The following is a 10,504-nucleotide window of genomic DNA, read 5'->3' as shown; positions in this document are numbered from 1 at the left end:
TTTATCCTATCTTTTAATTCAAATAAATTTAATCTACCAACTTTTTTCATTCTATTTTTCTTTTATTATTAAATTCAGTCCCAAAACAGAAAACTGGCTATTGATATCATCCAAATCAAACGAATAGTCCAGCATTTTTTGATCAACATATTTTTCTATAGCCTCTATAGAATATTCCAAAGAAGTTATGTCATATACAAAGCACCACCACAAACCATTATTCCATTCCTCTATGTTAAAATCATCCATATTTATTCCGGATAATAATGAACGCAAGCGAGACTGGCCATCAATACTAATTTCTTTTGGAACTAAAGGTAGAATGTACTTCAACAATAGGATATCAGAAAATTGATAATATCTCTTTTCTAGTGCATTGACAGAAAGGCGCAACAAATCTTTTTGTAATTGCAATACATTTTCTTTATCAATATTATATTTCATCAATTGATTATAAACTAAAAACATGGAATTCAAAAGTGAAAGCTTTGGCTCAAACTTTTTCCTTATTATTATTTTCCACATAAAAGAGATACCCGTATCTATAATATTCGTAATCCACTTCTCCTTCTGCTCTACACTGCATAATGGCAGACGTGAAAGTAAATATGCACCGGAAGAGAAAACAGGAATTATAGATGTCGTTTCCTTAAATAAAACGTCTTCAGAACTATCCAATAACTTTCTGTCTAAATCCTGCAAAATATTATCAATATTACCCTCTATAAAATGATTCCGTAATAGATAACTCAACCCAATGCCTATGCTTGCACTCCCATCAATCATACTAAATGAAATTCCCGGCTTAAATTGAGTATATATTCTATCTATCAATGTATCTGCCATCTTTTCATATACAGAGTTACCGGAATATCTGGCATACTCGTATAGAAAAATAGTAAGTCCCATTCTACCTTTAAACAAACCTATTTCTGTTGTATTATCTAAATTGGCAATTACTGTATTTGCGATTTTCCGTAATAACTCATTCATATTTCTTTTTATTTATAGCTTTTCTAAATAATGAAATTAACTCTGGCACATAATAATCAAAACAGAATTTCTTTCTATTCGCAAGAACATTATTTCTTAGAATTTCTATCGCATCTGTATTCTTCAACTTATTTGATAAATCATAAAAGTCACTGAAAAACAAACCTATATCCAGCTTTCTCAAATATTCTTCAGCTGCTACTATATTTCCGGAATTATCAATTTGTATAATGGGTAAACCTGCCGAGGCATAAGTACTGATTCTTGCAGGCATATTCAAATCATCCCAAGTTGCTTTTAACAAATCCCCTCCATTACTACTACGCACGCAATGCATCCAGCCTGCATCATATTGAGAAAGTTCTTTTGTCCAGTTGGCAGGAGAACAGTGTGAATGAAGATGGAAATAATTCGGATATTTTATTTGAAAACATTTTAATTGTTTAGCTCGCGAAGCATGATAATTCTCGGTATAGAGATGAATATGAATCTTATTATCTGCTAGAATTTTCAGTTCTCTATCAGAAATACCAATCATTCTCCCTGTAACGACCGTGTGTACCTCTCCATCCTTGGCAGACAATTTCGAAGAAAAATTATCTTTAAAATATTCTTCTTTAGGTAAATCCCCATCCATCACAAATGATAGTCCCACCGTAGGAATAAACTGTTCAAACCATTGTTTCACAACATCATTCAAGAATATTTTTACAGTAGAATGTACATATAAGTAAATTAATTTATTCCAATTTCCTCCACGCAAAGAAACAAAAGGACCTTCTTTAAAATGCCAGACAAAAGGTATATCCGGGAAAGCTCTTAAAACCTTATATGCCCATGAAACAGCCTCCCAATTTAATAGAGCATAAATTACATCCGGTTGTATTCTTTCTATTTCTTCCTGCCAGTTATTATTAGACAAGTCTTCTATATGTCCAAAAGGTAAATGCCCTACAGTAGCAAAGCTACAATTAGGATGAGGAATCCATAATCCATATAATTTATGTCCAGCCTGTTCTAATGCAAAAATTCGTTCGGGATTATAGGCTAATTCTCCTACAATTAATATCTTTAATGAATCTTGGGCTACAGGAACCAGCTCTCTAAAATTACTATATAATTCTTCTTCGTCAAGATATTTTTCCTTTGCAATTCTAAGCTTTACTGGAGACTGAATCTTATAGAAACTTCTAGCCTTATTCAGACCTCCACTATACTTCTCACTTATAATAGAGTGACGTTGAAATGGATGGGAAGTCCAAAAACAAGAAATTTTGTCAGTTCTTACAAATGCTCCGTAAGGTGTAAGCTTTCTCCAATACATAGCAAATAAATCATCACTAAGCCATTCATTACGTTCAACCCAGCGTTCCTTTACCTTTTTATGTGCTGTTTGAACAAGTTGCATTGCAAAGCCTCTGCGAGTGCCACTACTTTCTGTATCATGAGCACCAAATAAAGTGTCCCTTACATCATATCGTACACCTGTATATACAAGTTCTACGTCATCATCACCATCAAAAGACGATTTAATAGTTTCTAAGTGATTCTCGAAATAATAATCATCAGAAGGCAAATAAGCTATTAAATCGTACTTAGCAATTTCGAGTCCCTGATTCAAAGCATAGCCTAATCCTTGGTTAGTCTCATTTTTTATATATACGACTCTTTCATCAACTAAAAAATCAGAAATAAATATTTCCGTCTCATCTGTGCAACCATCATTAATTATAATCAGTTCCCAATTCGGATAAGTCTGTTTGTGCAGGCTAAGAATTGCTCGCCTAATAAAAGATGCCTGATTGTAGGTAGGCATTATTACCGAAAAGAATGTATTCATAATATATTGTGTGTTTTAGTACTCGCAAAGGTCACTTAAAGTTGCTGGAAATAAGGAAAATATATATCCAAAAAAGGACAAAATCAGCCCATTATGATATAAATATGCCCGAAAAGAGCAGTGCAAAAAAAAATAATGAACTTATGAGCAGTATTTTTCCTTTATTGAACAATACTTTTCCCTTTTTCATATCGAAATACTCTTCCTTTGTAACAGTCAAATACAAGACTGTATTTATAATGGAAACACACGAAGAAAAAAAAGAAGAAGCTATACAACGTAGCGAAGAAGTACAAACAATAATAGATAGAATGCCTACGAGAGGAGCAACTTACGCAATAGGGCTTACATCATTATTAGTTACTATAATTATCTCATTAGGATTTATTATAAAGTATCCGGACACTGTAGATGGACAGATTTCCATCACAGCTCATTTAGCACCAATTAAGCTGGTTGCCAATGCTTCCGGCAAATTACATCTTATATGTAAAGATAGAAATTCTATCAATGAAGGACAGATAATAGCTTACATAGAAAATGAGGCAAATTATAGGGATGTTTTATTACTAGATTCTCTATTAATGATTCATAATAATAACCTTGAAGACTTTCCTTCTGTGCCTGAATTGATTTTGGGAAGCATTAGCTCTGCTTTCAATTCTTTCAGTATTGCCCATTCGCAATATTACCGGGCATTGCATTCCGATATTTACAAAATAATGTGCAACAGCCTCCAACAACAAAATATGATTAATGCTGACATTATAAAAAATTTAGATAAAGAACTTCTTTTAAAAGAGAAAAAACTAAAAATTGAAGGGGAACTACTAAATAGAGACAGTACATTAAATCAAGTAAAAGCTATTAGCACACAAGAGTATAATCGTCAACAAGGTTCCTACTATGACCTGCAAAGTGTATACAAAGAGCTACAGAGCAGTAGACTATCCCATATGGCTCAAATAAGAAGAAACGAACAACAAATACAACAGTATATATTAGAAGAACAAGAAAAACTGGAAAAATTAAAAGAAGACTTATCTGCCTGTAAATTTCAATTAACAAATATAATATATACCTGGAAAAAGCAATATCTTCAAATAAGCCCATTAGATGGACAATTAGAATACTTAGGATTTTGGAGAGAAAATTACTTCGTACAAAATAGACAAGAACTCTTTTCCATACTTCCCAATCAAAATGAGATCGTAGGGGAAGTAATTGTACCCTCATTCGGCATTGGTAAAGTAAAAATAGGACAAACAGCCAATATAAAGGTCAGTAATTATCCATATATGGAGTATGGATTAATTAAAGGAAAAGTCAGTTCTATATCACGTATATCCAATAAAATAGAACAATCATCCACTGACGCCACTAAAGAAGGCAATGTTTATCGGGTTCTCATTTCCTTTCCTGATGGTTTGAAAACAAACTTCGATCAAACTCTTGATCTTGATTTTGAGTCACATGGGACAGTCGAAATTATAACAAGGCCCAAACGGCTTATAGAAAGACTTTTTGATAATCTAAGAGCTAATATTGAACAATAATCATTCTAAATAATACTATATAATGATATTACACAGATTTCCCGTCGATTATCAGATGGACTCACAAGATTGCGGCCCGGCTTGCTTAAAAATCATAGCCAAATATTTCGGACGATTCTATTCATTACAATACCTAAGAGACAGATGTGGTATTACTAAACAAGGGGTTTCACTGGAGAATCTTAGCACCGGTGCCGAAAGTCTCGGATTACGCACATTAGCCATTAAATGTACATTAGATGATATCATCAATAAAATCCCTTTTCCTGCTATCCTCTTTTGGAGAGATTCACATTTCATTGTAGTTTATCATGCCAATAAAAAATACATTTGGGTTTCTGACCCTGCCAAAGGACGTATCAAATATACACATGAGGACTTCAAAGCCGGATGGTATAAAAAAGGAGAAACTCTAGGCGTTCTTTTAGCAATAGAACCCACAATTGATTTCAAGAGGAGCAAAGTTGAAAAAGAAATAGAGAAAAATAGTTTTATTAGTATCCTACGTTACTTCATCCCATACAAAAACAGCTTCGCAACTATATTTTTCATTATGCTCGTAGTTACCCTTTTACAAGGGATGTTACCTTTCATATCCAAAGCAGTTATAGATGTAGGTATCAAGTCGTCAGATATAAATTTCATAAATATGGTATTAATTGGAAATATTAGTATACTTGTAAGTATTACCATATTTAATGTCATACGTGATTGGATTCTGATGCATATCACTTCACGAGTGAACATTGCCCTGATATCCGATTATTTAATAAAGCTCATGAAACTTCCGGTTACATTTTTCGAGAATAAACTTTTAGGAGATATTTTGCAACGAGCACGAGACCATGAACGTATTCGGAATTTCATAATGAATAATTCACTATCTTTGATATTCTCGATTCTGACATTTATCATATTCGGAATTATATTGTTAACCTACAATCCGATTATCTTTTATATATTCTTAGGAGGTTCTATTCTATACGTCGCTTGGGTATTATTATTTCTTCGTATCAGAAAAAGACTGGATTGGGAATATTTCGAACTAGTATCTCAAGATCAAAGCTATTGGGTTGAAACGGTGTCTGCCATCCAAGACATCAAAATTTATAATTACGAAAGATACCGGAGATGGAAATGGGAAGAGATACAAGCCCGACTTTACAAAGTGAACAAGAGAGTCTTAAATATCACCAATATGCAGAAACTGGGAGCACAGTTTATTGCGAATATAAAAAACATGGCAATTGTATTTTTTTGTGCAAGCGCAGTAATTAAGGGTGATATTACATTCGGCATAATGATATCCACACAATTCATTATTGGTATGTTGAATGGTCCGTTAACTCAATTCATAAGTTTCATTGTTTCTGCCCAATATGCCAAAATCAGTTTTTTACGTATGAATGAAATAAAACAACTAAAAGATGAAGAAGAGTTACTTTCAATAGGAACTACTTCTATTTTACCAGAAAAAAGGGATATTACATTATCAAATATCATTTTTCAATATAGTCCAAACTCACCGGTAGTACTAAAAAATATTTTTCTAACTATCCCACAGAACAAGATTACAGCCATTGTCGGAGGAAGTGGAAGTGGCAAATCAACTCTACTTAAATTGTTAGTCAGACTCTATAAGCCAACCGCTGGGGAAATCAAAATGGGAAATATGAATATAGCAAGTATCAATCTACATACTTGGCGTAACATGTGTGGAGTAGTTATGCAAGACGGAAAATTGTTTAATGACACCATTTTAGCCAATATAGTGTTGGATGACGAGCATATTGATTATGAACGTTTACACAAAGTGTGTAGAATGGCTCAAATTGCAAAAGAAATAAATGGTATGCCCAAAGGATACGAAACTATGATAGGCGAAAGAGGAAGAGGAATAAGCGGAGGACAAAAGCAACGGTTACTAATAGCACGTGCTTTATATAAAGAACCTGATTTCTTATTTTTAGATGAAGCTACCAACTCATTAGACGTCATTAATGAAAAAAAAATTGTAGAAGCTCTGAATGCTGCATTTAAAGATAGGACTGTTATTGTTGTAGCGCACAGACTTAGTACAATACGAAATGCAGATCAAATAATAGTGCTGCACCAAGGAAGAATAGCTGAAATAGGTAATCATGAAAATCTGATGACAAAAAAAGGAGAATATTTTAAGTTGGTTTCTTCACAGTCATAATAATAGAACTCATTCAAACTAAAAATACACTTATATGATTCGCAAATGGATAACATTGCTGATAACATGTGTTCCAATATTATTACATGGACAAACCTATCAAATATCATTGGAGCAAGTGCTGAATGAATGGTGTCTATCCTCACCATCCGCTCATAAAGTCGAATTATCTTACAAAAACACCATACTAAGATTTGAAAACTACAAGAAAGGATTTTTGCCATCTCTCTCATTCTCGTTGAGTCCTATAAACTTTAACCGTTCACAAAAACTCATGCAAAACTCAACAAATGGAAACTATTCTTATGTAGAAGATTACTCAAATAGTAGCAATACAGGAGTGACTATCCAGCAAAAAGTTGGTATTACAGGAGGTGAATTTAGTATTAGTTCGAGATTAAATTATCTCCGCGAATTCTCCGGAAACAAAGAACGTTTCGGTACAACCCCACTTATTATTAACTACTCTCAATCTTTTATTGGAGGTCTTCACAATTACAAGAAACAGCGCAATATAGAGTATGCACAATATAATAACTCATTAAAACAATATTGTTCAGAAATAGCAGATATCCAGACACAAGCAGTAAATTTGTTCATGAATTTATTTTCAAGCAAGCTCGCAACAGATTTATCACATAAAAATCTCCTTATCTCGGATTCACTACTTATTATCAGCAAAGCCCTACTTGACAATGGGCATTTCACAGAATACGAATACCATCAAATGGAATTACAGCAGCTCAATAATAAGTATACATTTGAAAATTCTTCTAAGAATTTTCAAAAAGCATTGAGAAAACTCACTGCTTTTTTAGGCAAACCTGAATGGGTTAATCAAAATATTGAAGTTTTGACTCCACTGTTTAATCTCCCTATTAAAATAGATGAAAGACTTGCGTCATTATACGCTCACCGAAACAGCCCATTTGCTTTAGCACAAGAACAAAAAAGATTAAAAGCAGAACAAACATTGTTTACAGCAAAGCTAGATAATCGTTTTAATGGAAATATTAATATAAGTTATGGATTAAATCAGCATGCCGACCATTTCATAGATGCTTACAGAAAAGCAGACCATACACAAAATATTATGATAGGAGTCCAAATTCCAATCTTCCAATGGGGAATCAATCGGAATAAGATTCAAATAGCCAAAAATAACTATCAAAACAGTATAATAGAAATTGAACAAGCAGAAGTTGAATTTGATAATAATATAAAAGATATGGTAGAGAGCTATAATTACAATATAAATTTGTGGTTTGTTGCAACGAAAAGCTACCAACTCTCACAAGAGCAGTTTATACTTTTAAGTCACAAGTTTAATTCCGGAAAAGTTTCTGCTTACGAACTGGCATCAGCTCAACAAGAACAATACAATGCCATGCAAAAATATTATAATTCTATACAGAATGTATGGAATACCTTTTGTATACTACGAAAGACTACTTTATATGATTTTATTAAACAGATAGAACTTAAAGAGTTGTTCTTTCAAACATACTGATAACTATTTTTATTAAAACTACAAACTTAAAAAATCATGAGACTTACTTCTGTTAACTACTCAACCCCTTACTTAGGGAACTTTTTTTGTGAAATAGATAACTATAATCTTGCATTTGTCGCAATTTCTAAAAATGCAATCACCTATTTACAAAGTATAGCTATTTATGCTAAAACCGGCTATATTATGCATAGTGAAGACAGAACACACGATTGGTTCGGTGGCTGTCCACAAAGCGGTTTCTTGTCTCCTTATGATACTTACAAACAAACACGAGGCAAAGAAGTTATCAAGTTCGCAGTTTGGAGAGATCCGGTAGAGCGCCTAGTATCATGCTACAAATACTTTTGTTTAGAGAAATGGTATCGACATTATTTCCATTTCTTAGACTTATATAGAGAACCCACTTTTGATCATTTTATGATGTTCGTCAGATTTGAATTAGACAAGAAATGCATTATTCTTCAAGATGAACATATACGTAGACAATCTGATTTTTACTCCCCAGACGATGTTGACTTTATTGTACCAATAAAAAAACTGGATACATTTCTGCAGAAATACAATGTCCCTATACAATATGGACTCAAAAACTCAACACATGTTGACTTTAAGCTAGATAACGAAGAATATATTAATGAGATCCGTGAACTATATAGGGCTGATTATGAGATACTAAATTCAACAAAATACATCTAATATCTTGTACCACATTAACTGCCACGAATAATATTCTAAGTAGTTAATGTGGTATTAATAAAATTTCGTTTGGTTTATCCATTTCGCAACATATTCAAATACCTCTAACTCATATTTAGGATTCGGTTCACTAGGTTTATGATGTGATAATCGCTTTATAAAGAACGGAATCTTACGCTTTACTTTAAAAAAGTCATGGTCCACACTGTCAACTGCCATTATTTCACAACTTTCTTTTTGGTACTTTTTAATAATACTTTCTAAACCCATCAAATTTTTCGCATAATCTAAATTGCCATCCATTTTCCCATAAATAACTAAAATCGGACAAGATAGCTTTGAATAATATAGTTCCGGATTATATTTAATAAATGATACAATCCGAGGTCTTGTATACCATTGAGTTATCAATTGACAATATTCCTCTAACGATTGTCTCCCAAACATTCGTTCCTTGTCTTTAATTGAAGTATAATATTTCTGGGCCTTTTTTCTTATTTGTGTAGACATTGAATCCAAAGAACTACATTCATTTACAATATATGGATATTCTTTCAAAGCAAATAACATATTTTGTTTTACATCATCTGGTATTTTGTCATTCAGATTTAGTGGCATACTCGTTTGGTCATAAACGATATCTGCTCCCATCATCCCAAGCGCAGATAAACAAACAATAAAACGAATCTCCTTATTTCTAGATGCTTCAATAGATACTACAGCAGTTCCTTCACTATGGCCCAACAAACCAATATCACTATTTTTAAAACGTACATCCTTTCTTATAGCCTGCACAGCTTTACACACATCATCAGCCTGATCAAACATAGTAATAGTCTCTTCTTTCGAAGAATATGATTTATCCATATATGCTCTATTATCAAAACGAAGGGTCACAATTCCATTCTTACTTAGCACATCAGCTATAGTAGAAAATAGGCCATAGTAATCATGTGGTATAGGCAAAGGAGGAGCTACGAGTACAACAACACTTGTAGATGAACTCAAGTTTTTAGGAACAGTAAGTATTCCTTTTAAAACACCCTTACCTTGTGCATCAGAAAACGAAAAGTCTTCTGATACATAAAGCAAAGAATCAGAAACAATATCCAAAGGTAATTTGGCATACAAACATTGAGCATTCCAAAAGCAAAATAATAATAATAGAACTTTCATCTTTAAATAATAACAAATTTCAGGAATAACGGAAGGAAATTCAGAAACTTATTGATTCCAAACAGTTTAGTAATAATATCCTTGATCATATAATACATGTTCCCCTCTTCGAGTAGCATCTTGCTCATACCAATATGTCGAATTGTAACCCAATCTGAACTAACGCTGATTCCCGGAAACCATACAAATTTACCATTATCACCACAAAATAAGGTACCACCTTCTACTTCATACAGATATCCTCCATAAATTCTCCATGTATTGTTTCCACCTAAATATTCGTGTTGTTCTGCTTTTGTTAAAGTATCCATTCTTCCTTCTAATTCGCTCAATCTAAGTCTTCCTACTTTTTTCATAATAAATATATTTAAAGTTTACAATTGTGTTTCATATAAATAATGGCAATTTACAAAAAAAATTAGATATCCAATTAAATATAAACAAAATAATTAATTTTAATCGGATGTTGTTACATAACAATACGTGTTTTATAAAAGACCGGCTAAAGCAGCTAATTATGATTATATCGA

8 protein-coding genes are annotated in these 10,504 nt (G+C 32.7%); 4 read left to right on the top strand and 4 right to left on the bottom strand.

Features of this window, described 5'->3' with window-relative positions:
• Positions 1 to 51: 51 nt before the first annotated feature.
• Positions 52 to 993 (bottom strand): hypothetical protein, encoded by a 942-nt coding sequence (locus tag KFO40_RS24465; protein ID WP_211146888.1) that lies wholly within the window; start codon positions 991 to 993, stop codon positions 52 to 54.
• Positions 986 to 2,833 (bottom strand): glycosyltransferase family A protein, encoded by a 1,848-nt coding sequence (locus KFO40_RS24460; protein WP_211146887.1) that lies wholly within the window; start codon positions 2,831 to 2,833, stop codon positions 986 to 988. The genes KFO40_RS24465 and KFO40_RS24460 overlap by 8 nt, the downstream gene beginning before the upstream one ends.
• 104 nt (positions 2,834 to 2,937) lie before the next feature.
• Between KFO40_RS24460 and KFO40_RS24455 the strand changes: the two genes are divergently transcribed.
• The 4 genes from KFO40_RS24455 to KFO40_RS24440 are packed head-to-tail and all read left to right on the top strand — an operon-like array spanning position 2,938 to position 8,798.
• Positions 2,938 to 4,389 (top strand): HlyD family efflux transporter periplasmic adaptor subunit, encoded by a 1,452-nt coding sequence (locus KFO40_RS24455; protein WP_248005620.1) that lies wholly within the window; start codon positions 2,938 to 2,940, stop codon positions 4,387 to 4,389.
• A 22-nt stretch (positions 4,390 to 4,411) separates the two neighbouring features.
• Positions 4,412 to 6,589 (top strand): peptidase domain-containing ABC transporter, encoded by a 2,178-nt coding sequence (locus KFO40_RS24450; protein ID WP_008647951.1) that lies wholly within the window; start codon positions 4,412 to 4,414, stop codon positions 6,587 to 6,589.
• 34 nt (positions 6,590 to 6,623) lie between these two features.
• Positions 6,624 to 8,099 carry a TolC family protein gene (locus tag KFO40_RS24445; protein ID WP_008647953.1) on the top strand — a complete coding sequence of 492 codons (1,476 nt, stop codon included), beginning with the start codon at positions 6,624 to 6,626 and terminating at the stop codon, positions 8,097 to 8,099.
• Positions 8,100 to 8,135: 36 nt separating this feature from the next.
• Positions 8,136 to 8,798 carry a sulfotransferase family 2 domain-containing protein gene (locus KFO40_RS24440; RefSeq protein ID WP_008647955.1) on the top strand — a complete coding sequence of 221 codons (663 nt, stop codon included), beginning with the start codon at positions 8,136 to 8,138 and terminating at the stop codon, positions 8,796 to 8,798.
• Positions 8,799 to 8,852: 54 nt separating this feature from the next.
• Here KFO40_RS24440 and KFO40_RS24435 read toward each other — a convergent pair whose 3' ends face one another.
• Complete coding sequence (locus KFO40_RS24435; protein WP_211146886.1) at positions 8,853 to 9,974, bottom strand: alpha/beta hydrolase family protein; 1,122 nt, start codon at positions 9,972 to 9,974, stop codon at positions 8,853 to 8,855.
• Between the two features lie 2 nt (positions 9,975 to 9,976).
• Positions 9,977 to 10,330 carry a hypothetical protein gene (locus KFO40_RS24430; RefSeq protein ID WP_211146885.1) on the bottom strand — a complete coding sequence of 118 codons (354 nt, stop codon included), beginning with the start codon at positions 10,328 to 10,330 and terminating at the stop codon, positions 9,977 to 9,979.
• Positions 10,331 to 10,504 lie beyond the last annotated feature (174 nt).

The sequence above is a fragment of the Bacteroides sp. 1001302B_160321_D4 genome (assembly GCF_015667765.1).
Taxonomy (GTDB): Bacteria; Bacteroidota; Bacteroidia; order Bacteroidales; family Bacteroidaceae; genus Bacteroides; species Bacteroides xylanisolvens.
This window is presented reverse-complemented; position numbering and strand designations above follow the sequence as displayed.

Bases quoted from the DNA above. Each gene is read 5' to 3' on its own strand.
- KFO40_RS24465 (WP_211146888.1), bottom strand. From the start codon at position 993: ATGAATGAGTTATTACGGAAAATCGCAAATACAGTAATTGCCAATTTA.
- KFO40_RS24460 (WP_211146887.1), bottom strand. From the start codon at position 2,833: ATGAATACATTCTTTTCGGTAATAATGCCTACCTACAATCAGGCATCT.
- KFO40_RS24455 (WP_248005620.1), top strand. From the start codon at position 2,938: ATGCCCGAAAAGAGCAGTGCAAAAAAAAATAATGAACTTATGAGCAGT.
- KFO40_RS24450 (WP_008647951.1), top strand. From the start codon at position 4,412: ATGATATTACACAGATTTCCCGTCGATTATCAGATGGACTCACAAGAT.
- KFO40_RS24445 (WP_008647953.1), top strand. From the start codon at position 6,624: ATGATTCGCAAATGGATAACATTGCTGATAACATGTGTTCCAATATTA.
- KFO40_RS24440 (WP_008647955.1), top strand. From the start codon at position 8,136: ATGAGACTTACTTCTGTTAACTACTCAACCCCTTACTTAGGGAACTTT.
- KFO40_RS24435 (WP_211146886.1), bottom strand. From the start codon at position 9,974: ATGAAAGTTCTATTATTATTATTTTGCTTTTGGAATGCTCAATGTTTG.
- KFO40_RS24430 (WP_211146885.1), bottom strand. From the start codon at position 10,330: ATGAAAAAAGTAGGAAGACTTAGATTGAGCGAATTAGAAGGAAGAATG.